Annotated in this window: 17 protein-coding genes; 16 read left to right on the top strand and 1 reads right to left on the bottom strand. The window is 61.0% G+C overall.

Annotated elements, in window-relative coordinates:
- Positions 1-173: 173 nt before the first annotated feature.
- The 5 genes from J3R75_RS13780 (at position 174) to metG (ending at position 9332) form a co-directional block, all read left to right on the top strand.
- On the top strand, positions 174-4004 hold the full coding sequence (locus J3R75_RS13780; protein ID WP_307262525.1) for a DUF3857 domain-containing protein: 3831 nt from the start codon (positions 174-176) through the stop codon (positions 4002-4004).
- Between the two features lie 196 nt (positions 4005-4200).
- The gene (locus J3R75_RS13775) at positions 4201-5169 is read left to right on the top strand and encodes a YheT family hydrolase (protein ID WP_307262522.1); all 969 of its coding nucleotides are present in this window, start codon (positions 4201-4203) and stop codon (positions 5167-5169) included.
- A 169-nt stretch (positions 5170-5338) separates the two neighbouring features.
- A complete protein-coding gene (locus tag J3R75_RS13770) occupies positions 5339-5854 on the top strand; it encodes a hypothetical protein (RefSeq protein WP_307262519.1) in 516 nt (171 codons plus the stop codon).
- A gap of 52 nt (positions 5855-5906) precedes the next feature.
- Positions 5907-7307 carry an ABC transporter permease gene (locus J3R75_RS13765; protein ID WP_307262515.1) on the top strand — a complete coding sequence of 467 codons (1401 nt, stop codon included), beginning with the start codon at positions 5907-5909 and terminating at the stop codon, positions 7305-7307.
- Between the two features lie 78 nt (positions 7308-7385).
- Positions 7386-9332 carry a methionine--tRNA ligase gene (gene metG / locus J3R75_RS13760; RefSeq protein WP_307262513.1) on the top strand — a complete coding sequence of 649 codons (1947 nt, stop codon included), beginning with the start codon at positions 7386-7388 and terminating at the stop codon, positions 9330-9332.
- 167 nt (positions 9333-9499) lie between these two features.
- On the opposite strand, the gene J3R75_RS13755 is transcribed toward metG, so the two are convergent.
- Positions 9500-9868 (bottom strand): hypothetical protein, encoded by a 369-nt coding sequence (locus J3R75_RS13755; protein WP_307262510.1) that lies wholly within the window; start codon positions 9866-9868, stop codon positions 9500-9502.
- 342 nt (positions 9869-10210) lie between these two features.
- Here J3R75_RS13755 and J3R75_RS13750 point away from each other — a divergent pair, with 342 nt between their 5' ends.
- From J3R75_RS13750 to lpxA, 11 genes are all read left to right on the top strand, one after another.
- Complete coding sequence (locus tag J3R75_RS13750; RefSeq protein ID WP_307262508.1) at positions 10211-11239, top strand: single-stranded DNA-binding protein; 1029 nt, start codon at positions 10211-10213, stop codon at positions 11237-11239.
- Between the two features lie 188 nt (positions 11240-11427).
- Complete coding sequence (locus tag J3R75_RS13745) at positions 11428-12156, top strand: RsmE family RNA methyltransferase (RefSeq protein ID WP_307262506.1); 729 nt, start codon at positions 11428-11430, stop codon at positions 12154-12156.
- Positions 12157-12187: 31 nt separating this feature from the next.
- Positions 12188-12358, top strand: a complete 171-nt coding sequence (locus J3R75_RS13740) for a hypothetical protein (RefSeq protein WP_307262503.1) — start codon at positions 12188-12190, stop codon at positions 12356-12358.
- Between the two features lie 404 nt (positions 12359-12762).
- On the top strand, positions 12763-15660 hold the full coding sequence (locus tag J3R75_RS13735; protein WP_307262500.1) for a heparinase II/III domain-containing protein: 2898 nt from the start codon (positions 12763-12765) through the stop codon (positions 15658-15660).
- Between the two features lie 65 nt (positions 15661-15725).
- A complete protein-coding gene (locus J3R75_RS13730; RefSeq protein ID WP_307262498.1) occupies positions 15726-16505 on the top strand; it encodes a hypothetical protein in 780 nt (259 codons plus the stop codon).
- Between the two features lie 182 nt (positions 16506-16687).
- A complete protein-coding gene (locus J3R75_RS13725) occupies positions 16688-17479 on the top strand; it encodes a dihydroorotate dehydrogenase electron transfer subunit (RefSeq protein ID WP_307262496.1) in 792 nt (263 codons plus the stop codon).
- Positions 17480-17517: 38 nt separating this feature from the next.
- A complete protein-coding gene (locus J3R75_RS13720; RefSeq protein WP_307262494.1) occupies positions 17518-18504 on the top strand; it encodes a DNA-methyltransferase in 987 nt (328 codons plus the stop codon).
- On the top strand, positions 18497-20911 hold the full coding sequence (locus J3R75_RS13715; RefSeq protein WP_307262490.1) for a glycosyl hydrolase family 28-related protein: 2415 nt from the start codon (positions 18497-18499) through the stop codon (positions 20909-20911). Before J3R75_RS13720 ends, J3R75_RS13715 begins: the two co-directional genes overlap by 8 nt.
- Before the next feature lie 326 nt (positions 20912-21237).
- On the top strand, positions 21238-21555 hold the full coding sequence (gene rplU, locus J3R75_RS13710; protein WP_307262487.1) for a 50S ribosomal protein L21: 318 nt from the start codon (positions 21238-21240) through the stop codon (positions 21553-21555).
- Positions 21556-21661: 106 nt separating this feature from the next.
- Positions 21662-22963, top strand: coding sequence for a tyrosine--tRNA ligase (tyrS, locus tag J3R75_RS13705; RefSeq protein WP_307262483.1), 1302 nt, complete (start codon positions 21662-21664; stop codon positions 22961-22963).
- Between the two features lie 44 nt (positions 22964-23007).
- Positions 23008-23832: an acyl-ACP--UDP-N-acetylglucosamine O-acyltransferase gene (lpxA, locus tag J3R75_RS13700; RefSeq protein WP_307262481.1), complete on the top strand. Its 825-nt coding sequence runs from the start codon at positions 23008-23010 to the stop codon at positions 23830-23832.
- Positions 23833-24956 lie beyond the last annotated feature (1124 nt).

Raw genomic sequence — 24956 nt, 5'->3', positions numbered from 1 at the left:
GCAAGCGAGCTCAGGGGGGTATATTAGCTTTTGCTGGCGCCGCGCGGCCGGGCCGCATGCCAGCTTGGGAAACGCCACGCCTTGGCACCGGTCTGAAGCCATGCCGCCCCCATGCCGGACGGCATGTCGCCAGACGACCATCGTCACCATTCAGCAGGAAGGATCCACACCATATGCTCTGTCACCCTCTTCGTCTTCGGGATTTGCTCAAGGCATCCCTTCTCCCCATCGTTCTGCTGATCGTTACGGCCCGTACCAACGGCGCTCCCGAGGGGTTTCTTGACCTCGAAGTCGTGCTGCAGCAGGCGCGGGAAGTCACCAGCGAGCGCTATCCCGATGCCGACGACGTGATGATTGACGACCGCATTGTGGTGCGCTACGAAACCGACGGCCGCGCCGTGACCTGGGACGACACTGTAATGAAAGTGCTCAGCGAAAAGGGCAAGAATGACAACCGGGTCCTGAGCCGGTATTTCACGGAAAGTTACAACCGAGTCCATTACAGCCTAGTGCAGGTCATCCGCCCAGATGGCCAGATTCTCCCCGTCGACCTCGCCAAGCAGTCGCAGATCATGGTCGATCCCTCACAGATGCGCTCAAACATCTACGACCCTAACAGCAAGATTTTGCAGGTAACCCTGCCCGAACTGCAGGTCGGCGATCTGATTCGCTACGTGGTCTGCACCGAAATCGTCAAACCACGCGTTCCCAACACCTTCAGCGACTACGAAGTGCTGGAATACACCAGCCCCATCGTCAATTTCGTCTATGAAGTGCAGGCGCCCAAAGAGTTGCCGCTGCGCCGAATCGTCCTCAAGGACCAGGTCAAGGACACGGTGGCATTCACGGAACGCGAGGACGGCGACCGCGTCTTCTACCGCTGGCAGGGCCGCAACATCCCCCGCATGTTCCCCGAACCCGACATGCCCCCGCTGCACACCGTCGTCCAGCGCCTGCTCATCAGCACCGTGCCCAGCTGGGAAGACATCTCCCGCTGGTACTGGCAGGTCAGCGAACCCCATTACGCCCACAGCCCCGCCATGCAGGAAAAAGTGACCGAACTCTGCGCCGGACTGGAAGACCGCGAAGACAAAATCCGCGCGATCTTCCGCTTCGTCTCCCAGGAAATCCGCTACATGGGCATCACCGTGGAAACCGAGGCACCAGGATACGAGCCCCACGATGTCCAGCTGACTTTTGACAAGCGCCACGGTGTCTGCCGGGACAAGGCGGCATTGCTCGTCGTCATGCTGCGCCTCGCCGGCTTCCAGGCCTTCCCAGTGCTGATTCACAACGGTCCCCTCAAGGACCCCGAAGTGCCGCAGCCCTTTTTCAACCACGCCATCACTGCCGTCCTCAATGACGACGGCAGCTACCTGCTCATGGATTCGACCGACGAAAATACCAAAGAGCTCTTCCCCGCCTACCTCTGCCACAAAAGCTACCTGGTGGCCCGGCCGGAGGGCGACACCCTGCGTAGCTCGCCGATCAGTCCCGCCAGCGTGAACATGATGATCATCGACACCCGCGCCAGCATCGACGACCGCGGCAATCTCGTCGGCCAAAGTAGCTTCCGCTTCGACGGCATCAACGACAACGCCTACCGCGGCGCGCTCGCCCGCCGCAGTCCAGAACAGCGCCGACAATTCTTCGAGGGCGTGGTCAAACGGGTCGCTCCCGGCGCGCGCCTGACCAGCTTCGAGCTCAGTCCCGCCGATATGATGAACACCAGCGAGCCAGTCGCCCTCACAGTGGGCTTCGCCGCCGAAGACGTGCTGATCGCCAACGACAGCTGCGCCATGCTCGACGTGCCGCGCTTTTCGCACAGCGTAGGCATGGTCAACTTCATCCTCGGCCAAGCCGGCCTGACCCAGCGACGCTTTCCCTTCGTCACCGAAATCGCCTGCGGCGTCAAGGAACGCGTGGTGCTCAACCTTGACCCGGCCTGGGGTGAGGCCGAAACCCTCCCCGACTACCCGCTGGTCGATACCGATACGTTGACCTGGCAACGCCGCCTGAACTGGCAAAACCGCACCCTGACGCTGGACAGCGAGTTCGCCATCAAAACCGTCGAATTCGCCCCGGTGCAATACCTTGACCTTAAGGAAAAACTGAAGGTCTTTGAGGTCAACGCCCGCAAGATGGCCCTGTTCAATCGCCTGCAAACCGCCGGCAACGGCGAAACCACAGCGAGCGACGAGGCGGTGATTCTGTCCCAAGAAGACGAATACCGACTCATCTCCGCCAGCGAATGGCAGCACCTGCACCGCGTCCGCAAGCAGATCATGAGCTACAAGGGTAAAAAAGAACATGCCGAACTGAAGCTGAGCTACAATCCGGTCTGGGAAGAACTCACCCTAAACTACGCACGAGTCCGCAACGGTGACAACACCACGCCAATCAGCCCCGAGGAAACCAACATCATGGACGCAGAATGGGTGGGCAGCGCGCCGCGCTACCCGGCGGCCAAAACCCTGGTGGCGAGCCTCCCCGGCGTGGAAGTCGGCAGCATCATCGAATACGAAGTGCGCCGGACCTGCCGCAACGCGCCCTTTTTCGCCCTCAATCACAGCTTCCAAAGCTTTGATCCCTGCAAAGAGGCCCGCTTGACCATTGACACGCCGGTCGGCATGGCCATGGTGCTGGCCTCCTTCCCCCGCGGCTACGCCTTCAGTAACGGCGACGACGCGAGCGCCAAGCCCATCGCTATCTCCAAAGAGATCAGCAATGACCGCGAGGTCCGCAGCTGGTCAATCAGCAACCTCGGAGCCCTCCGCCGTGAAACGCAGCTGCCACCCCGCGCGTCATTCACGCCATCAGTCTGCGTGTCCAGCGGCGCGTGGTCGCACTACGGCCGCGAACTGGCGGCGGCATTGACTGCCCACTGCGCCGCCGCCGGCCCCCGCGTCGAAGCCCTGGCAACCAGCCTGGCTTCCCTCCCCCCGTTCGAACAGCTGCGCGCAGTCCGCGACACCATCGCACGCAACATCCGCCAGGTTGGGCCGAATTTCACCGAACTGCCCCTGAGCAGCCTCAGCGACGCCGAACAGACCTTGGCCGAGGGCTATGGGCACAACGCCGACCGCGCGATCGCGACAGCCGCCCTGCTCAAGCGCCTGGGCTTCAACCCCGAATTCGTCGTTGCGGCGACGGGGCCCAGCCCCCGCGCTGTATCCGAACACCACCTCGCCTTCCCCCATGTGTACGCCTTCCCACAGCTGCTCCTGCGCGTTGAGCACGAAGGACGGACGATCTGGCTGAACGACACCGACGAACACGCCGAATTGGGCACCAGCGCCGTCGAGGGCGCCTGCGGCATCACCCTCAAAGGCGAGCCCTTGGTCGTCACCGTGCAAGCAGCCTTCCAAAACAGCCGTGAAGACCATTTCCACGTGACGGTCAACGACGACGGCAGCGCCACGTTAACACAGCTGACCATCTACCACGGCACCGACCACGCCGAACAAAAAAAATTCTACGCTGAGCTCACGCCCGAGGAACGCCGGCGCCACTACCAAGAATTGCTGGCGGGCATCTCGCAATCCGCAGTCGCAGCCAGCGAACTGCTGACGGATTTCAGCACCTACCCCGGGCAGCGCCAGTTTTCCGCGCAAATCACCGACTACGCAATCGTGCAGGAGCCCTTCCTCTATCTGCGCCTGCCCATGTCCCTGGCCGGCATTCTGCGCCAGAACACCGACCGCCGGCTGCACCCCATTCTCTGGCAGGACTACCGCGGCCTGGACATTAGTGTCGCCGTCAGCTTCCCAGCGTCCTTTCCCAACCTGCTGCTGTCGCCCCAGGAATACACCTGGCACTTCCCGAACAGTTCTGGCGTACTCAGCTTCAGCTCGGAACGCCTCGCCGGCAATCAGTTCCGCTTCCGCGCCCGCGGCGACCTGCCCGCAACGCTGGTGCCACCGGACGCCTACCCCGAACTGCTGGACATGAGCCGGCTGCTCAGCCACCCGTCATCACGCACCCTCCTGATGAAACGGAAATGACCCGCAATGCCTCGCGCCAACCCCCGCACCGACTATAGTATGCCAGCTCTGCTGCCCGGCCAAAACGCCAACCGACAGCACCGCGCTGACACACCATGACGCTGGCACGCTAGGCAACGCCCCCCCGGAAAGCCGGCCGTTCCCTGTATCTTTGTCTCTTTGCCAATAGCCTCCCCGCAGCAACAGAAACACGACCATGCCAGTCATCGCCCAATCCAGCTACCATCCACCACGCTTTCTCACCAACCCGCATGTCCAAACCATTCTGCCCAGCTACATGCGCAAGCGGGAAAATGTCGACTACCAACGGGAATGCTTCAACACCCCCGATGGCGATTTCCTCTACCTGGACTGGTCCCGCTGCGGTTCCGACTGCCTGCTGATCCTCAACCACGGCCTCTGCGGTCACAGCCGCCGACACTATATCCTCAGCATGGTCAAGGCCTTCAACGACATCGGCTGGGACTGCCTGGCCTGGAACTACCGCGGCACCAGTATCTACGACAGCCGACTCCTCAAATTCACCACCAACAACTCCACCGAAGAACTCGACTGGGTGACCCGCCACGCCATCACCAGCGGCCACTATCGCAAAGTAGCCTTCACTGGCTACAGCATGGGCGGTAATCTCTGCCTGCTCTACCTGGGCCGCGAAGCGAAGAACCTGCCGGCCGAAGTCGCCGGCGCCGCCGTCTTCTGCGCCGCCATCGACCTCAAAGCCAGCGCCGAAGTCATGGAAACACCCGTGGGCCGCCTCTACGCCAAACACTTCCTCAGTCAAATGTGCCGCATGATCACGCAAAAACAGGCGTACTATCCCGATAAAATCGACCTGAGCCACATCGGCAAAATCGAAACCTTTGGCGATTTCGACAAATACTACACGGTTCCCCTTATGGGCTTCGCCAGCCCCGAAGACTACTGGCGCCAGGCATCCGCATTCAACTGGCTCGACGATATCGCCGTGCCAACCTTGATGGTCAACCCCCGCAATGATCCTTTCCTGGCCGGGAACTGCTTCCCGGAAGACAAGGCCGCCAAAAGCCAATACCTCTACCTGGAAATGCCCGAAAGCGGCGGCCACTGCGGCTTCATCACCCCTGGGCTCGACCAGGAATGGTGGCCAACCATGCGCGCTAAAGAATTCATCGCCGGACTCGTCTGAAGCCACAACGAGGCACCGACAACACCAATTATGCCATGTGCATTAGTTGAAAGTTTCCGCTTTCCCAGCATAGTATTGTCTTTGTTTATTTCGACATGACGCCGGACTGCTGTCCAGCGTCGGCCTTTCGGGAGTTTCGCGCTCTGCCACAACCAAGGGAGTCCAGTCAATGAAAATTCGTGGGATGTCGGTCATTGTTCTTTTCGTGCTGATTGCTGTTACTGCAAGCAGTTACGCCGTGAGCCTCAATCCTTTCCGGCGCAACTCGCGAGCCCGGGCCGAAACGCTGATGATTACGGCCAATGTTCTCAATTCGCGCCTGCTGGCCGAACTCGCGCAGGTGCGCACCAAGCAGCCCATTGTCCTCTTTTCCCCCGATGTGGACGGCACCCAACGCGTCTTTTACATGATTGATGGCAATAAAGCCGTCGATATCGGCGAAGGCAATTTCCTGGAAACCGTGGCCTTTATCAACCCCAAGCGCATTGTCATTCTCGGTGGCACGGACTACGTACCCAAACAGTTCGTTGACTTGCTCCGCGCTGACTACTCCGTCATCATTCTTGACAGCACCGACTGGGAAAAGAACGCCCAGGTCCTGGGCGAGTGGCTCGACCACCGCAGCCTGCTCAAACAATACCGCGAATACAGCGACAAGATTTCCCAGGCCGGCGCCGGCAAATAAGCGCTGACAAGTCATTTTCACCCCCATATAGCCCGAGACAGGTCCGACACCCATGTTCACTGCGCTCTTTCAAATAGCCAAAAACACCTTCCGCGAGAGTCTGCGCGAGCCGATTTTCCTCCTGGTGCTGCTTAGCGCCTTGAGCATGATCGGACTCTTCCCTTTGTTCACCATGTTTGTTTTCCGCGCCCAGGACAAGCTGGTGATTGACAGCGGCATGGCAACGACGATGATCTTCGGCTGGGTGATATCAGTGCTCATTGCCAGCTACGCCATCTCGCGCGAGATTGACAACGGCACCGCCCTGCTGCTGCTGTCAAAACCCGTGCAACGGCCGGTGTTCATCATTGCCAAGATTCTCGGCATCCTGAGTGCCGTGACGGTATTCTGGTTCCTCTGCGCCCTGGCCACACTGGTGAGCCTGCGCATCGCCTCGGATCAGTTCCGCATTGATTTCACCATCATGGCCCTCTATTTCGGGGCAATTATCCTCGGCTTCGTGATCGCCGGCATTCACAACTACGTGACCCGCTCGTCCTTCCCAATGACCACGGTCCTTAGCCTGCTGGTCCTTTTCCCCCTGCTGGCGATCTTCGCCCACTTCAAGCCTTACAACGAAGAACAGCCGGGCTTGGCCCTCTATGTCATCCCCGCGCTAATCCTTATCCTGTATTCCGTGTGGGCCATGGCCAGCCTCGCCACTGCCTTGTCAACACGCCTGAACCTGGTGAGCAACCTGCTAGTCTGCTCGGTTCTCTTCATGGTCGGGCTGATGTCGGACTACCTCCTCGGCCGCCAGGCCCGCGAACCCTGGTTAGACAGCGCGCCAAAAGGCAAGGAAACTCTGTGGCTGACAAGTTACCGCTTCGCCCCCACCGAAATCGCCAACGTCGGCAAATGGCAACGCCCAGAAATCGTCGACGCCGGCGAGGCCTTCGTAGTCTGGAGCGACCAAGAACGCCCCGCTGTCCTCCCCACCCTCGGCAAAACGCCGGACGGTCTGTGGAAAGACGGCCAAGGCTGGAAGAACGAACTTAACGATCTCGACGGCAGAGCCCAACACATGGCCCGCTATGATGTGGACAGCCAGAGTTGGCAGCTCATGCGCATCGCCCAGGAACGCCAAAGCGTACCGCCAGGCGCCACCGGCCTTGACGCCGCTTACGACGCCTACGCCTTCCGCCGCAGCAACAACCACCCGCGCGTGCCAGTCGGCGGCAACTACGCCAATCCCCTGCCCGATGGCGGCAGCTACCTGGCAACCGCGTTGTACGCCTGTATTCCTAACTGGCAGCTGTTCTGGATGGCCGACGCCCTGGCCGCGCAGAAAAAAATACCCGCCGCCTACGTTGTCTATGGCGCCGCCTACGTCGTCGTCATGAATGCACTGCTGATGCTGCTCGCAGTAGCCCTGTTCTGGGAACGCGAAGTCGGCAAGCAGATCATCACCTGATTACCGGACACCCCGAACACAGCACGCAACCAAGCCGGCGCCATGCCGGCTTTTCGCCGTCACATAAGGGAGATATGAATGGGCCATAACAGCTTTTACGTCACCACGCCGATCTATTATGTCAATGACAAACCGCACATCGGCCACGCCTATACCACCATCCTCGCCGACGTCCTCGCGCGCTACCACCGCCTGATGGACGAACCGACGCATTTCCTGACCGGCACCGACGAACATGGCCAAAAAGTGCAACAGGCCGCCAAAGCCAACAATGTCAGCCCACTGGAACACTGCAACAACACCGTGGTTCGCTTTCAGGAACTCTGGCAACGCCTCGGCATCACCCACGACGACTTTATCCGCACCACCGAGCCCCGCCACACCCAAATCGTCCAGGCCATCCTCAGCGATCTCCACGAGCGCGGTCTCATCTACTCCGCCAGCTACAAAGGCTGGTACTGCGTGCCATGCGAACGTTTCTACACCGAAAAAGACCTGGTCGACGGCGAGTGCCCCGAGTGCCACCGCAACACCGAAGAGCTCGAAGAACGCAGCTACTTCTTCAAAATGAGCCAGTATCAGGATCGGCTCATTGACTACATCGAGAGCCATCCGGAATTCATCCAACCCGCACACCGCCGCCAGGAAACGCTGGGCTTCCTCAAGAAGCAGCCGCTTGGCGACCTGTGCATTAGTCGCCCCAAGGCCCGCCTCAGTTGGGGCATCGAACTGCCCTTTGATCACGACTACGTCACCTACGTCTGGTTTGACGCGCTGGTCAACTACATCAGCGCGGTAGGCTATCGCACAAACAACGCCCTGTTTAGCCAGTGGTGGCCCGCATCCTATCACCTCATCGGCAAGGACATCCTCACCACCCATACCGTCTACTGGCCCACCATGCTCATGGCCATGGGCGTGGAACTGCCCAAAACCGTCTTCGCGCACGGCTGGTGGCTGGTCGGCGACACCAAAATGAGCAAGTCCCTCAACAATGTCGTCAACCCCATGGCCATGATCGACCAGTACGGCGTCGATGCCTTCCGCTACTTCCTCATGGCCGGTATGAGCCTCGGACAGGACGCCAGTTTCACCGAGAAAATTTTTGTCGAACGCTACAATGCCGATTTAGCCAACGACTTGGGCAATCTAGCCAGCCGTGCCATCAAGATGATTGAGCGCAATTTTGCCGGCCTGATGCCGCCTTGCGCCGAGATCGGCGACGACGAGCGCGAACTGGCCACTCTCTGCCTCGCCGCCGCCGGCAGCATGGCCGAAGCCGTCAAGAACATGCAACTCGACAATGGCCTGGCCACCGTCCTGGCCACCGTCCGCGAAGCCAACCGCTATTTTGACAAGATGAAACCCTGGGTCCTCGCCAAGTCCGGCGACCTCGCCACCCTCGGCCGGGTCTTGCGCCACACCATGGAATGCCTGCGCATCGCTTCGGGCCTGCTCTATCCCTGCATGCCTGAAAAAATGACCATCCTGCGCCGGGCGCTGGGCATCAGCGAAGACGCCATCACCCCACATATGCCCCGACTCAGCCAGTGGAATGTCCTCAGCGAAGGCGCCAAAGTCGCCCTCGACGAGGCGCTCTTCCCCCGCGCTGAATACAAGGAAGACGCCCCCGCAGCTGCGCCACCAGCCATGGCCCCCACGCCAAAAGAAAAGGCCAGCAAAAAGGGCGACGCCGTCCCCGGCGTTATCAGCATCGCCGAGGTCGGCAAGGTCAAACTGCAGACGGCCGAAATCATCGCCGCTGAACCCGTCGCCAATTCGGACAAACTGCTCAAGCTGCAGGTCCGCATCGACCAGGATCTGCGGCAAATCGTCTCAGGCATCGCTAAATTCTACAGTCCCGACAGCCTGATTGGCAAGCATGTCATCGTCATCACCAACCTCAAACCGGCCGTACTGCGCGGCGTCGAATCCAACGGCATGCTGCTGGCCGCCGAACACCAGGGCGTCCTCCGACTGATTACCACCGACGGCCCCATACCCTCCGGCGCCAGCGTCGGCTGAAACGACTGCACAGGCTGACAACGCCAACAGGTTGAAATACAAGGCCGGCGCTATCCGATCATGGATAGCGCCGGCCTTGCCCTTGGCGACTGACAAGATCATGCCGCCAGCGAGGGGCCCGCCACTGCCGCGTAGCTTACACCCACACGGCAGAACAGCGGACGGCGTCACTTCTTGGGCGGTGCCAAGCGATCAATTTCCGCAGCAAGAGCATCCTGCTCGGAATACAGCTCAGCCAGCTTGGGCTCAACGGCGACGTACTGCCCCCGGCGCTCCTTCTCCAGCTCACCCGCACGCGCGCGAAGCGCCTCGTTGCTACCCGTGGCAGAACGCTCAAGCTTCCGAATCTGGTTCTTCTTGTAGAGAAGCTTCCCACGCAACTTGGCAACGGGATTCTTCTCCGCCTTGGTTACCACCGCAGCGCCATCAGCAGCACCAGCTGCCACGCCGTCCGCCGCCTGCGCCCACGACGGCAGTGATACCGACATCAGCAACGCCGCCAGGCCCGCACAACCGAGTTGTTTCAACGTCTTCATCGCTCCTGCCTCCTTCTTTCTTCGCCGATTGCTTTTTATTGCATTTGGTGAAAGTCGGTGAACCGGCATCCTGAAGTAAAACCGTCCTTCACAACCATTAAATTGCACTGCCATTCATTAAATGCAAATATATTTTTGCATTTTATTTGCATTTTTATTTTCATATTATATCATTAAATGCAGAATCCGGTCGCGCCAAACCTGTCATACGACTCGCCAGAGCAAGGAAAAAGAAGGAGGTGCCTCACGAGCAAAACCAGCAAGTAAAGGGTATGTTACCACTGCTAACAGGTATCACCTCACAGCCAGAACGACAGCTCTCAGAGTGAAGGAACACAATCCATGACAAGCTTGAATAGAGTCCTCTTGATGGGTAATCTGACCCGCGACCCAATCACCCGCGCTACCGAAGGCGGCCTGCAAATCTGCGAAATCGGCATGGCAATCAACCGCCGCTGGCGCTCCGCCCAAGGCGAAGATCGCGAAGACGTGTGCTTCGTCGATCTCGAAGCATTCGGCCGCACAGCCGAAAACTGCGGCCGCTTCCTACATAAAGGCTCCCTCGTCTTCGTTGATGGCAGACTACGCCTGGACCAATGGCAGGACAAAGCCACCGGCCAAAACCGCAGCAAATTGAAAGTGCACGTGGATAGCATTCAATTCCTTGACCGCAAAGAAGCCGGCCAGGGACCCGATGCCTCCTTCGATGACAACGGCTACCAACAGCCCGACGGTGGTTACCAACAGCCCGACGGCGGTTATCAGCAGCAAGGCAGCTATCAGCAGCCCGACGGCGGTTATCAGCAGCAAGGCAGCTATCAGCAACAACCACGAGGAGGCGGTTACCAGCAGCAGCCACGCGGCGGTTACCAGCAACAGCCACGCGGCGGCTACCAACAACCCCCAGCCGGCGGCTACCAACAACCCCCAGCCGGCGGCTACCAGCAACCCCCAGCCGGCGGCTACCAGCAACCCCCAGCCGGCGGCTACCAGCAACCCCCAGCCGGCGGCTACCAGCAACCCCCAGCCGGCGGCTACCAGCAACCCCCAGCCGGCGGCTACCAGCAACCCCCAGCCGGCGGCTACCAGCAACCCCCAGCCGGCGGCTACCAACAGCAGCGCCCGAATAGTTTCCAGCAGCCCGTGAATCAACCGCCAGCAGCCGCACCGGCATTCCCGCCGAGCTCTGGCGCTCCCAAGGCGGCAACGCCTGCCGCCCCCGCTCCTGCCGCCCCCGCTCCGGAGCCAAAGCCATTCACTCCACCTGCGGCAAATGCGGCGACACCAGCATCACCAGCCCCGGCAGCTGAAAAGAGTACCAGCAGCAACGGCGGCGGCGAAAAAGCCCCCGTTGACGACATGCCCTTTTGAGTAAGCAGACAAGCTTCCAGCAGCAACATGACCGCAGGGAGGCGAAAGCAAACGGTGCTATCTCGCCGGGCCGGCATCCCTCGCTGAAAAGCAGCAGGCCGGCCCGCGAAAACCCTGCAGCACTAACTGAGGCGCAGCAGCGCCCGGGACAGCAATCTTGTACTACACGAATCGGGTGAGCGTTTCGCATGCGCAATTTTTATTGTCCCGACCAGCCATTGACGCCTGACTGCACGGTCGAATTGCCGGCAGCTGAATCAACCCATGCCCTGCGGGTCTTGCGCCTGCAGGCCGGCGACCGCCTACAGCTGCTCAACGGCTCCGGCATCCGCGCCGAAGCCGAACTTCTGCCCCCAACCAACGCCGGTCGTCGACAGCAGGAAGCCCATTGCCGCATCATCGCCGTCGAGCATTGCCCGGAACCGGCCATTGCCCTCCATCTGTATATCGCCCCGCCTCGCGGCAAGAACATGGACGCGGTGTTGCGGACGGCGACCGAGCTGGGCGTCATACGCATCACACCAATACTCTGCCGCTACGGCGTCGCCAAACCAGAAAATGACAAGGACAGCTGGCAACAAACCCTGATCGCGGCCTGCAAGCAGTCAGGAAACCCATTCCAACCCGCCATCAGCCCGCTACAAGCCTTTCATGATGCCCTTGCCGGCCACGACGCCACAACGGGTTTCTTCGGCGCGGTGCCACGCGACAACGACCAGCCAATCCAGCCCGGCGACTTGCCATCACCGCACACCGTCAGCCTGTGGATTGGTCCCGAAGGCGGCTTCTCACTAGAAGAGGATGAGGCCCTGCGCACCGCCGGTCTGCGGGCTTTGACCATCGGCCCCTGGATCCTGCGGGTCGAGACGGCCGTGCCCGCACTGCTCGGCGCCCTCTACGGCCTGCTGGAACACTGAATACAAGGCATTACGCCCCGGTAACCGGTCAGTGTACACCCCGGCGCTTCGCTGGGACAATTTGCCGGAAACCCACGACCCGCCGCCGCCCAGCCATCCGACCTTGATTCCCGCCGACCCTTGCGGCAGCATGTTTCATAGGAGTAACCCCCCAGTGTTTTCCCCACCGGGGTGGTTACTGACCGATTCCCCCTCCCGGTAATCGGTCACCCATTGAGAATTAAGCCACAGAGCTTCTGGCTGAGTCAAACGCGCCTGTTTCCATGGCCGCGAAGCGGCAGAAGCGCTGAAAGCGCGAAACATACCAGCCCAGGGCAAGCAGCGCTGAAAGCGCGCGCCGCCCTGGGTACAACGGCGACTACGTCCGTGTTCCTCGGCCTCTTTGGCCCCAGTCGGCGCAGCTGACTGGGGCCAAAGAGGCAATGGCCCACACTTACTTACCCGGGGTTGACGTCGCGACATGTCTGGGCGTCCGTTCTCAATGGGTGACCGATTCCCCCTCCCGGCTATTTTTCCCGCAGCCTGCCATGACATTCCTGCCAGGAGGTGGTAGGTTATGGGCTCGTCTTGTTGACTCGCATCACCTTCCCCAAAAAGGACCCGTCCATGCTGACCAAAATACGTTGCCTCTTTGCTCTGGCCATACTGGCAGCGCCCTGCATGACTTTCGCCGAAACGCCACTAGCTCTCGCGAACCCCGGCTTTGAGCAGGAACGCGCAGGCTGGTCAGGTGAAACCATCATGAGCCAGGTCACCGCCGAGGCTGCCTACGAAGGCCAGTTCGGCCTGCGCGTGAAAGACGATGACAAAAAAGCCGGTAGCAGCTTCCGCTCGCAAAGCCTGCCGGTCAAGCCAGAAACGGCCTACGCCCTGCGCTTTCATGCGCGCAACAGCGGCAATCGCGGCGCCGTCGGCGCATACCTGCAGTTTTTCGATGCCGCCGGCAAGCAACTGAATGCGCCGGGGCGCTACCCGGAGATCATCCTGCCGGTGCCCGTCACCAAAGACTGGCAGCCCTTCACCCTCGTGGGCAAGGCCCCCGCCGAAGCCGTCACCGCCAGCATTTGGATCCATTCATTCAACGGCGCTACCGGCATGACCGACTTTGATAACTTTACCCTAAGTGAACTCAGCCCCGAGGAGGAAAAGACCGTGTCCAGCACATCCGTCGCCGCAGCCAGCTCGCGCCGCTTCCCGCCAATCGACAATCAGCGCGTCGCTGAATTGGCCCTGCTCCTCCCAACCGCGCCGGCTGGCCTGGGCCGGCCAATCAGCGACCGCGCCGCCTGGGACCGCCTCGCCACACTCCCCGAAGCCGCCAGCATCATCAAAAGCGCCGAAGCACTCATCAACACCACTCCACCCGAACTGCCGGACGATCTCTACCTCGAATTCACCCAAAACGGCAACCGCACCCGCTACCAACGCCCATATGGCCAACGCACGGGACGCATCAGCACGCTCCTCCGCGCTGAATGCCTCGAAAACCAGGGACGATTCCTGCCAACCCTCGAACAGGACATCATCGCCATGTGCGATGAACGCAGCTGGGTCATGCCAGCACACGACAGCGCACTGGAAAATTTCCACGGCAAGCGCCTGTATTCAGACCTCGGCTCTTCCGCCCGCGGCAAGCTACTGGCCCTGACCGACTGGTGGCTGCAAGATCGCCTGAGCGACACCGTCCGCCAGCGCTTGCGCGCCGAAGTCAATCGGCGCATACTCGACCCGTACTTCAACGTCATCCACACGGGCGACCTGGCCGGCCACTGGTGGGTCGTGGGCGGCAACAACTGGAACGCCGTCTGCACCGCCAATGTCGTCATTACCGCGCTGACCCTGCGCGAGTCCGCCCAGGAACGCGCCGAAGTGCTGGCCGCCATGGAAATATCCAACCCGATTTTCCTCAGTGGCTTTACGCCCGACGGCTACTGCAGCGAAGGCATGGGCTACTGGAACTACGGCTTCGGCCATTTCATGATCATGGGCGAAGCCGTGCTCGCGGCCACCAACGGCAAACTGTCCATCTACAACGACCCCATCATCGAAAATATCTGCGCCTTTGCGCGCAATGCCCAAATTGAAGAAGGGCTGGTACCCGCCTTTGCCGACTGCGGCACCAACGCCAAGCCGTCGGAAAACACGCTGCTGCTCATCCAGCGCCGCTACCCGCAGACCCTGCACCAACGCGTGGCCATCAGCAACCCATTCAAAATGGACCTCGACACCTTCGCCCTCACCGCCTTCGGCGATGAAACGCCCTTCGCCGAAAAGGTCGCCCAAGAAGGCCAATTCCCCCCGCGCAGTTATTTCCAAGATGCGGGGATTCTGATCATGCGCTCACAACACCCCGAACACGGCCAGTTCGGCGCCGCCATCAAGGCCGGCCACAACAACGAACAGCACAACCACAACGATGTCGGGTCCTTCCTGGTCGCCCTCAATGGCCACGCCTACATCATCGACCCCGGTGCCGAAGTCTACACGAAACGGACCTTCAGCCGGGAACGCTACGTGAGCAATATGCTCAACTCATACGGCCATCCGCTGCCCGTAGTCGCCGGCAAACTGCAAAGCACCGGCAGAAAAGCCGCCGGCACCATCATCCGCGAAGATTTCAGCGACGACGTCGACCACATCGTCATCGACTACCAGGCCGCCTACGACGTGCCCGAGCTGGCCAAGCTCGAACGCAGTTTCACCTTCGACCGCAAAAACGCCCGCGTGGACATCCGCGACGACGTCGTCTTCAACACCCCACAGACCTTCGGCTCCGCGCTGATCACCTACGACCGCGTCCACCAACGCGATGCCAACGCTCTGGCCATCTACGACGGCCAGGGCGGCTTCGCAGTCACCGCCCGCGCCGAGGGCGGTGAACTCGTCTACGCCCCCGAAGAAATTGAAAACCCCGATCGCCGTTCGCCCACGCGCCTCGGCTATAACCTCAGTGAGCCAGTACTCCAGGCAAGTATCGCCTACACCATCCAGCCGCTGACTTCACTCATTGGCCTCCCCGGTTTCTACGTCGCACCAGACGAAGCGACATTCAAGCCCCAGCGCGATCAAGCCATAACCATTGAAGCCGAGGCGTTTACTGCACAGGCACAGGGCGAGGTAAAAATCGAAGTCAAGCCCGGCGCCAGCAAGCAGGCCTTCAAGCTCTGGGACGGCGAAGGCCACAGCCTCAGCTGGACCTTCGCGGTCCCCCAAACCGGCAAGTACGCCCTGCTCGTGCGCTGCTGCCACAGCTTTAACGACGGCGTCGCCCGCCACGTCACCATCGACGGCAAACAACTCAACGCGGACAACGATCCTTTCCTCTTCCCCGGCACCGGCGGTTGGAGCAGCAGCGAAGACCAGTGGGCCGACGCCTGGTTGGCCGCCGCCGGTCAGGCAACCATCATCGAGCTCGCCGCCGGCGAGCATAGTCTGACCATGGTCAACGCCGATGGCCGCGGCCTGAATCTCGACTGGATCCGCATCGTTCCCGTCGCCCCCTGATATCACCTTGACAGCAGGCGTTGCCGCCATAACCTGCCGGTAACGCCACAACCGCAAGCACGCCGATGATCAATTGCGCCATTCGCATCAATGACCACACCTGGCAGGACTGGCTGGAGCCCGTCGCCGCCACCAGGCGCCTCTGCGCCGTCGAATGCGACGCCGGGCTTTTCGCCTCGCCGGATTTCCCAGCCCAGCTCAACAAGCACGGCATCCGCTGCCTCCATGCCCGCGACATCCTCCCCGGTGACACCGCGGCCTTCCTCAGTGAAAGCGCCACTGAGGATAATCTCCTCGTTCTCCGCCGCAATCTCTTCGGCGTCATGATCAGCGCCGCCGCAACCGACACGCAGGTCTTCAGCCTGCAGCTGCGCCTGGACCGCATCGCTCCGGAACAGTCAGCGCAGCATATCGAACGCCATGCCCGCTTACTGCAACCACTACTGGCCGCGCCGCTGGACACGCCCTACCAGCTGGCCATCCAGGTCAGCCAACCCCGCCCCTACCCGCAGTCCCACGAATGGGACTTCGCGCTAGCTATCTGCCGGCAGGCCAAATCCCCGCGCATCGGCCTCGCTATGAATTTCTATCCCGACGACTTTCACGGCCAAGGCGAGCTCAAGCCACTCCTCAACAGCTGCTTCGAGCATCTCCACGTGGTCTGCTTCCACTACAACCCGTTGCTTGGGGAAACCTTGTTTGACGACGAGCAGATCGCCTGGGCGGAGGAGCTCAAGAGTCGCGACTTCAAGGGCCTGGTGGTCTTTTGTCCCGAAACCGACAGCCGCAGTAATTTGTCCGGCGTCTGTGAAGACGCGCTATCCTGGGCTGACTTTTACAGCTAATGGCTGTATGGTATATCCTTGCCGCAAGGTGACATTGCATAGAGTTTTTGTGCGTCTGCACCAAGTCATTGAACTCTCAGGCTTACCGCCGTGTCCAAAGGCCGTTGCGCCGCCTCGCGGCGGCCCTTGTACCGATCTCTGCTTACTCGCCCACAGCCCGTTGTCACCAGGAGGGCACGACCATGCTAGAACAATACCAGATTTCCGCGCCCATTCTCCACAACCAACAGCTGCACGGCGACTACTATCAGCTGGATATTACAGCACCGGCCATAGCCCGTGCCGCCCAGCCTGGACAGTTCATCCATGTGCAGCTGCCGGCCATGCCCGATCACGTCCTGCGCCGCCCGTTCAGCATCTACGACGTCAACCCAACTGATGGCCGGCTGAGCATCATCTACAAAGTCGTCGGCAAAGGCACCGAACATATCTCGGTGCTGAAGCCCGGCACCAAGCTGGACATCCTCGGCCCATTGGGGCGTGGCTTTTCGCCACTGCCCGGCGACATCCCGTCCGTCATCGCCGCTGGCGGCTATGGCTGCGCGGCGACCTTTTTGCTTGCCAAACGCGCACGAGTGCTACCCACCGTCCTCCTCGGCGGTCGCTCGGCCGGTGATATTCTTCTGCAGGACGCCTACGAGTCCCTGGGCTGCCAGGTGCTGGTGGCGACCGACGACGGCAGCGCCGGTGCCAAAGGCCTGGTCACCGAACTGCTCGAACGCGTCCTCTACGAAGCCCCCAACAGCTGGATCGCCGCCTGCGGCCCAACGCCTATGCTCAAAGCCGTCGGCATGATCGCCGAAAGCCGCAAACTCAACGCTGAAATCAGTCTCGACCGCGTCATGTGCTGCGGTATGGGCGCCTGCTTCGCCTGCGTCATCAAGCGCAAAGCCAACACGCCCGAAAAATGGGCCTACGCCCGCGCCTGCTCAGACGGACCGGTCTTCAAGGCCAATGACATCTGGTGGGACTGAACTCGCCCCGCAACTGCAACCCAACTGTCCCACCCATCATGTCATCTGAACGCTCTCGCCTCAATAAAACCTTGGTTCTTGCCGATGCCGAACGCGAACACTACCGCGCCCAACTGGCCACCGCCAACGAACCGCTGACCACCGATCAGGCCCGCGATCGCATTTTCTGCGGGGATACCAGCCAAGTCCTCGACCGTTTTCCCCGGCGCTGGGTCGATCTGCTGATTATCGACCCGCCCTACAATCTCGACAAGGACTTCGCCGGCATGCGCTTCAACAAGCGCGACGAAGGCAGTTATCTCGCCTACTTGGAAAGCTGGTTCCCGCGACTTCTCCCCATGCTGAAGCCGCAGGCAACCGTGTACCTCTGCGGCGACTGGCGCTGCGCCGCGGCGCAATCGACCGTCATGAGCCGCTACCTCACCCTGCGCAACCGCATCACCTGGCAGCGCGAAAAAGGCCGCGGCGCCCTCACCAACTGGAAAAATGCCTGCGAGGACATCTGGTACGCAACCCTCAGCGATGACTACGTCTTCAACCTCGACGCCGTCAAGGTCAAGCGCCAGGTCATCGCCCCCTACCGCGAAAACGGCAAGCCCAAGGACTGGCAGGAACAGAGCGACGGCCGCTTCCGCCTCACCCACCCCAGCAATTTCTGGGACGACCTCACCGTGCCCTACTGGTCCATGCCCGAAAATACCGACCACCCCACGCAGAAGCCCGAGAAACTGCTGGCGAAACTGATCTTGGCCAGTTCCAATCCCGGCGATATGGTCTTCGATCCATTCCTCGGCAGCGGCACCACCGCCGTCGTCGCCCGCAAACTCGGCCGCCACTTCTGCGGCATCGAACTCAATGACGAATACTGCTGCTGGGCCCTCAAACGACTCGACCAAGCCCGCAACGACAAGCGCATCCAAGGCTACACCGACGGCGTCTTCTGGGAACGCAACAGCGGCAACGCCCAACTGGAAGCAGCCAAGGCAGCCGCTCTCAAACAAGGAAGCTTATTTGATCATGCCTAAACTCTACTGCCTCCTCCTCGCCGCCATGCTGCCGCTGGCTATCGCCGCCCAGGTACTGGACTTCCCGAATGCCGGTTTTGAACAGGGCCTGGAACACTGGACCATCGACGAAAACGACGGCGGCATGTCAACCATCAGCGACGAACAAGCCCGTAGCGGCAAGCGCTCGCTGAAAGTCGTTGATGACCATACTGCCAACGGCAACTGGGCGATGGGACCGATGATTCCCTGCGACGGCCCGGCCAAGCTCGCCATCAACGGCTGGCATTATCCCGTCTCCGGCAGCGGCCTCGGCGTGTACCTCCGACAACTCGACCAGGACGGCCAACGCCTCCCCGGCGAAGAACACATCCGCGGCCTCAGCGGCGACACCAAACAGTGGCTGCCGTTCACCACGACCGTCTTCCTGGACGAAACCACCCGCGCCGTCCAGCTCTACTTCCACAGCTACAGCCACGCCCGCGTCAGCGTCTATATCGACGATCTGTCCCTGGAACGCCTGCCCTACGTCACCACGCCGCCATGGCCGCCCCAGTACAAAATCAATCCTCTGGAAACCCATCGCCTCACCGCCGCCGACGTCGTCGGACCCGACGGTATCGTCTACCCCGACTGGCGCCGCTGCGGCGTCGAAGGCGGTATACCCGACATCCCCGCTGCCGCCAGGCTGAGCGATTTCGGCGCCAAAGCCGACGACGACCGCGATGACAGCGTGGCGCTTGCCGCCGCCAGCGCCGCCCTGCCCGCCGACGGCGGGGCAATCATCTTGGACGCCGGCACCTACCATTTTGACCGCCCGGTTACCATCAGTCGCGATGGCGTGGTCATTCGTGGCCAGGGTATGGGCAAAACCAAGATCATTTTCCGCTATGGCATCGGCAAGGACGGCATCCAATTCTACTCGCCAACCGCAAACGCCCAAGTCGGCCCGCAGTCCCGCGTGGAAATGCATGCCTTACCTACAGGTCTGGAAACAATGACCATCCGCGCCGGCGATAAATCTCTCGCCCGCTGGGCCGTCAGCACCCACTCCGGCAACAGTTTCGCCACCGGCGTCGGCGGCGGGTCCATCCTCAAGCACTTCCCGGCTGGCGGACCGCTAACACTCGAAGGCACCGCCACCTACAGAGACGGCACCACCCGGCGCTGCAGCCTGCCAATCGTCCTGAATCCGCAAGAAGGCGAAACGCCACCACCGAACATTCGCGCGGCTATTCTCTTCCAGGGCGCCGGCTTCACCAACACGCGCAGCGAACTCAGCGCCGATGGCAAACGCGGCGACACCAGTATCACCGTCAACGACGGCAGCGGTTTCGCCGCCGGCGATTACATCATCATCGAAGGGCCAGCCACCGAACGCTGGAAGACCCTCACCCAAAACGCCTGCCGCTGGGGCAGCTACCGCAAAAACGCCCTGCGCATCAAGGCCGTGGCAGGCAACACCGTTCACCTGGAACAACCTCTGCGCATCGAATTCCCCATCATCGACGGCAGCTACATCCGCAAATACCACCCCATCCTGCGCGGCGGCGTCGAGGCCCTCACCATCGAGCAGACCGAAAACCTCTGGATCAGCGCCGTGCTCTTCAACAACGCCTGGAACTGCTGGGCCAAAGACGTCGAAGTCATTAAATGCGGCCGCTTTCCCGTCTATGGCTCGCAGGCAAAATTCTGCGAACAGCGCAATGTGGTTTTTCGCGACGCGTGGTTCAAAGGCGGCGGCGGCACGGCCTACGCCGGCTGGGAACACAGCTGGGACTGCCTCATCGACGGCATCGAGACCTTCGCTTTCCGGCACGCACCGCTGTTCCAGTGGTCCGCCAGCGGCTGCGTCATCCGCAATGGCATCTTCCATGACAGCGACGCCCAGTGGCACTCCGGCTGGACCAACGAAAACCTCATGGAAAACTGTGTCGTATACTCCAGCAACAGCAACGGCGCCTATGGCTACGGTATGTGGGCATCCCCACCCGAAGACGAGGCGCACGGCCCCAACGGCCCCCGCAATGTCGTCTACAACTGCGATGTGTTCTCGCCCAAGGCCGGCTTCTGGCTCGGCGGTATGAACGAAAACTGGCTGGTACTCCACAACCGCTTCACCGTGGACAAAGGCCCCGGCTTCACCACCCGCAACCTGAGCTTCGACCACATCATCGCCGGTAATGTCTTCGTCCTCAAAGACGACCGCTCGCCAGCCATCCACCTGGCTACACCGGACTGCCTGGGCATCGACTTCTTCGACAACCGCGTCTTCGGCGGCGGCATCACCCTCGACCCCAACAGCACGCGAATCCTCAACGCCCGCAACAACGCCTTCTTCCCACTTAGCGACCAGCACCTCGCCACACGCCCACAACCCGCCATCCCATCCATCTTCGACTGGCAACGCCAACAAAAAAGTGAGTAGGGGCGGACCTATGTGTCCGCCCTCAGCCGGCTCCGACCGTCCCATACGTCCCATACGTCCCATACGTCCCATACGTCCCATACCCATACGTCCCATACGTCCCATACGTCCCATACGTCCCATCCCCATACGTCCCATACGTCCCATTCCTCTCCACCCCTCCCCCAAAAACAACATAATCTTCGCCGAAGAGTTGAAGATATGACGAGTGACAGTAAATTAGTGCACTTCATGTTCAGAATGTCAGGCCAAGCCGTCTTTTGTATTTCCTGGTGATAGGGCGGCGGGCTGAGTGTATGCCCAGAGATCAGGGAGAAAAGTGAATCATGTACGCGATAATTAAAACCAGTGGCAAGCAGTATAAAGTCGAGACTGGCACCACCTTGGAACTCGACCGTATTGCCGCCGAAGCCGGTGAGACCATCACCCTGCAGGACAGCGTTCTGCTGCTCAGCGACGACAGCAAGATCACTGTTGGCACGCCCACCGTCGCCGGCGCCGTGGTCAGCCTCCAGGTCAAAGAACACCTCCGTGGCCCCAAGCTCATCGTCTTTAAGATGAAGCGCCGCAAGCGCTACCGCAACAAAAAAGGCCATCGCCAGGAATTGACCAAAGTCGTCGTGACCGACATCAAACTCTCCTGACCTCTGCTCTGACCTTTTTTGGCGATGTGCGCGAGACAGCCGATCAACACCGGCGGTTCTCGCGCAATTTTTTTAGTGTTCAGCCAGCCATCTTCCCACACACGCCATGACAACACCCTCCACGCCAGCCGTCAACGCCCTGGACATCCTTCGCGACCGGGGCTTCCTCTACCAGAACACCAATGAAGAGGGCATGCGCCAGCGCCTCAGCGGGGGCCCGGCGACTTTCTATGTCGGCTTCGACCCCACTGGCAACAGCCTGCACGTGGGCCATCTCCTGCCAGTCATGGCCATGCGCTGGCTCCAACACTGCGGGCACAAGCCCATCGCCCTCGTCGGCGGCGGCACCGCCATGATCGGCGACCCATCCGGCAAGACCGAAGCGCGACCCATCATGAGCGTCGACATCATCGACGACAATGCCCGCGCCATCCAGGGCCAACTCGGGCGCTTCCTGGATTTCGCCCCCGGCAAAGCCACCATGGTCAATAATGCCGACTGGCTGCGCGATCTGCGGCTCATCGACTTTCTGCGCGACATCGGCAGTCTCTTCAGCGTGCCACGCATGCTCAGCGCCGAGTCCGTACGCATGCGCCTGGAAACCGGCATCTCCTTCCTGGAATTCAGCTATCCGCTGCTGCAGTCCTTCGATTTTTATTACTTGTGCAAAGAACGCCAGTGCCAATTCCAGTTCGGCGGCCAGGACCAATGGGGCAACATCGTGGCCGGCGTCGAACTCACCCGCCGCCTGCTCGGCCAGGAAGTCTTCGGCGCCACTTTCCCGCTCCTTCTCAAAAGCGACGGGACCAAATTTGGCAAGACCGCCGGCGGCGCCGTGTGGCTCGACACCGCCCGCACCAGCGTCTTCGACTACTACCAGTTCTGGCGCAATGTGGACGACGCCGACGTCACCAAACTCCTAGGGTTCTTCACCACTCTGCCGATGGACGAAGTGCGCCGCCTGGGCAGCCTCAGCGCCCCGGCCATCAACCGCGCCAAGGAAATCCTCGGCTACGAAGCCACCGCCCTCGCCCACGGCCACGACGAGGCCATCAAGGCCTTCCTCGCCGCCGCCCGCGAATTCGGCTTTGCCGATCCCGACGGCCAAATCGAAACCAGCAGCCGCATCCGCGAAGCCGACTGCACCAGCGCCAGCGAAGACATCCCGACCGTCGAAATCAGCGCTGCCGACCTCACCGCCGGCCTGGGCATTCTCGCTCTCCTCGTCAAAGCCGGTCTCTGCGCCTCCAACAGCGATGCCCGCCGCCTCATCAAAGGCGGTGGCTGCTACCTGGACGACGACCGCGTCGGCGACGAAAAACTCGTCATCTCCCCCGAGCATTTCCACGCCGGCATTGTCACTCTCCGCGCAGGCAAAAAAGCCCGCAAGCGGATCAAGCTTGTGTGATCATATTTTCTTGATATAGCCCCCAACCCCGCCAGGCCTAGACCATGAAGATCCACCCCCTTGCAGCGATTGCCTCCGGTGCCGTGATTGGCGCCGATGTCGAAATCGGCCCTTTTGCGGTCATTGACGAGCATGTCGTCATCGGCGACGGCTGTCGCATCGGCCCCCATGCGCATATCACCGGGCACACGACCATCGGCAAAGGCACGAGCATCCACACCGGCGCGGTGATCGGCGACGAACCCCAGGACCTCCATTACCACAACGAGAAGAGCTTCGTCACCATCGGTGAAAACTGCATCCTCCGTGAATACGTCACCATCCATCGCGGCACTGAAGAAGGCAGCGGCACCGTCGTCGGCGACAACGTGCTGATGATGGCCTTCTCACACCTCGGCCATAACTGCATCATCGGCAACCACGTCGTCATCGCCAACGCGTCACTCCTCGGCGGCCGCGTCGAAGTCGGCGAACGCGCCTTCATCAGCGCCGAAGTCAAAATCCACCAGTTCGTCCGCGTCGGCCGCCTCGCCATGATCGGCGGCGACAACGTCATCACCCAGGATATGCCCCCATTCTGCCTCCTCCAACTCGACCAGGTGCAGGGCCCGAACGTCGTCGGTCTCCGCCGCGCTGGCATGACCGAAGCCGCCCGCAATGCCGTCCGTAACGCCATCAAAATCTACTTCTTCCGCGGCATGGCCCGCCAAAGCGCTATCGATGAAATCCGCCAAAACGTCGCCATGTGCCCCGAAGTCGAGGAATTCATCGCCTTCGTGTCAACCACCAAACGCGGCATCTGCCCAGGACGACGCCTCAAATCTCACAAAGAAGAAGACGCCAGCACCACCGACGCCGCTACCGAATAAACGATAATCAGCCTGGCCAATCAGACCGATCAGACCGATCAGACCGATCCGTCCGCGACAAAAGACAGACACTCAGACCGACCCGCCAAGTTCGGCCCAGAGGGCCGCACCATGCATAACCCCGGGTGAGGTGCCCGAAGGGCGCCGCAACCCGGGGTATAACAACAATATAGAACTGCGCCCGGAGGGCGCCACATTGACAAAACACCCGAGGGGCGCCAACACTCTGCGGTAACATTATACGCTGATGCCGCGACCAGACCCGCACGATCCGTCCGCGACCAAAGCCCGCCAAGTTCGGCCCAGAGGGCCGCACCATGCATAACCCCGGGTGAGGTGCCCGAAGGGCGCCGCAACCCGGGGTATAACAACAATATAGAACTGCGCCCGGAGGGCGCCACATTGACAAAACACCCGAGGGGCGCCAACACTCTGCGGTAACATTATACGCTGATGCCGCGACCAGCCCCACACGATCCGTCCGCGACCAAAGCCCGCCAAGTTCGGCCCGGAGGGCCGCACCATGCATAACCCCGGGTGAGGTGCCCGAAGGGCGCCGCAACCCGGGGTATAACAACAAGATAGAACTGCGCCCGGAGGGCGCCACATTGACAAAACACCCGAGGGGCGCCAACACTCTGCGGTAACATTATACGCTGATGCCGCGACCAGAGCCGCACGGTCCGTCCGCGACCAAAGCCCGCCAAGTTCGGCCCAGAGGGCCGCACCATGCATAACCCCGGGTGAGGCGCCCGAAGGGCGCCGCAACCCGGGGTATAACAACAATATAGAACTGCGCCCGGAGGGCGCCACATTGACAAAACACCCGAGGGGCGCCAACACTCTGCGGTAACTATAAACGCTGATGCCGCGACCAGAGCCGCACGATCCGTCCGCCCCACCCAGATCCGCCACGCCCCGCCATCCGCGCGAAAAAATCGCTCTTTCGCCGTTTTTCCTCCCGGCAGCGAAAATAAAACCTGCGCGCCCTACGTTATTCCCTCCGAACACGCAATGCCCGCGGGCTTGTTTTTAGCCCCGGCTTGCGCTATGGTGAGTTCTCGCGACAAGGCCAATTTTGCCGAGTCACAAAGCAATTCAAATCAGGAAAACGACCAGGTTTT

It is taken from the genome of Oligosphaera ethanolica, from assembly GCF_030814695.1.
Classification (GTDB): domain Bacteria; phylum Verrucomicrobiota; class Lentisphaeria; order Oligosphaerales; family Oligosphaeraceae; genus Oligosphaera; species Oligosphaera ethanolica.
The sequence above is the reverse complement of the archived record's forward strand: the minus strand, read 5'-3'. Positions and strand labels throughout refer to the sequence as shown.